Origin of the sequence: Candidatus Macondimonas diazotrophica (assembly GCF_004684205.1) — a bacterium.
GTDB classification, from domain to species: domain Bacteria; phylum Pseudomonadota; class Gammaproteobacteria; order UBA5335; family UBA5335; genus Macondimonas; species Macondimonas diazotrophica.
Genome location: NZ_SRIO01000067.1, coordinates 1 through 1111 on the forward strand (window position 1 = coordinate 1; position 1111 = coordinate 1111).

General features: G+C 55.3%; 3 protein-coding genes. All 3 read left to right on the plus strand.

Annotated elements, in window-relative coordinates:
* Positions 1–310 (plus strand): hypothetical protein (locus E4680_RS14225; RefSeq protein WP_167792537.1); only part of this gene is annotated, 310 nt, incomplete at its 5' end.
* Between the two features lie 17 nt (positions 311–327).
* Positions 328–666 (plus strand): hypothetical protein, encoded by a 339-nt coding sequence (locus tag E4680_RS13885; RefSeq protein ID WP_135283022.1) that lies wholly within the window; start codon positions 328–330, stop codon positions 664–666.
* A 15-nt stretch (positions 667–681) separates the two neighbouring features.
* Positions 682–1111: hypothetical protein (locus tag E4680_RS13890; RefSeq protein WP_135283023.1), on the plus strand; the 430-nt coding region annotated here is incomplete at its 3' end.

A 1111-nucleotide genomic window follows, 5' to 3' on the forward strand; every position in this document is an offset into this window, starting at 1 on the left:
ATTGGCAATGACCAATGATCCAAGCTCCCCGATCGATTTGAGAGGTCTCGATTCAGAAGATCGTGCCTATGTCATGGCGCTCCGCCCCGACTGCCCGATCGATATGACAGGTCTCGATCCGTACCACCGCGCCCAAGTGATGGTATACCGCCCCGATTGTCCGATCGACTTGGCAGGGCTTAGTTCAAGCCAACGCGCATGGGTGATGGCCAACCGCCCCGATTGCCCGATCGACTTGACAGGTCTCGATCCGGAAGATATCGATTTGGTCCTGAAGAACCGCCCCGATTACAACCCGGACAACGGCTGAGCAAAGGGTAAACAGATATGGCCATAAATGACTCATTCGACCGCGCAATGGCAATGGCCCAGCGCCTCGATTGCCCGATCGATTTGACGGGGCTTAGCTCATCCGACCGCGCCTACGTCATGGCATGCCGCCCCGATTGCCCGATCGATTTGACCTGCCTTTCTCCGGAAGACCGTTTCCTTGTTATGGTTCAACGCCCCGATTGCCCGATCGATTTGACTGGTCTCGATTCAGAAGATCGAGCCTACGTAATGGTGAACCGTCTTGATTGCCCGATCGATTTGGAAGGTCTTGATTCATTCGATCGCGCTTGGGTCTTGGAAAATCGACCTGACGATAAGCCCGAAAACGGCTGAGCAAAGGGTACAGACATGAACACCGACGAACCATTCAACCGCGTATTGGCAATGACCAATGACCCCAGCTCCCCGATCGACCTGACTGGTCTCGATTCAGAAGATCGTGCCTACGTCATGGCGCACCGCCCCGACTGCCCAATTGATTTAACAGGTCTCGATCCAGAAGACCGTGCCTACGTAATGGCAAGGCGTCCGGATTGCCCTATAGACCTTACTGATCTTTCACCATCCGCCCGCGCCACTGTAATGGCAAGGCGTCCTGATTGTCCGATCGATCTGACGGGGCTTGATCAGGACGGCCGTGCCCGCGTCATGGTATACCGCCCCGATTGCCCGATTGACCTGACGGGGCTTGACCCATCCAACCGCATAAGGGTAATGGCGCATCGTCCTGATTGCCCGATCGATTTTACTGGGATGGGTGCTTATGAAAGGTCTATAG

What these genes read in the sequence shown, in the direction of transcription:
- E4680_RS13885 (WP_135283022.1), top strand. Translation starts at nt 328, where the DNA reads ATGGCCATAAATGACTCATTCGACCGCGCAATGGCAATGGCCCAGCGC.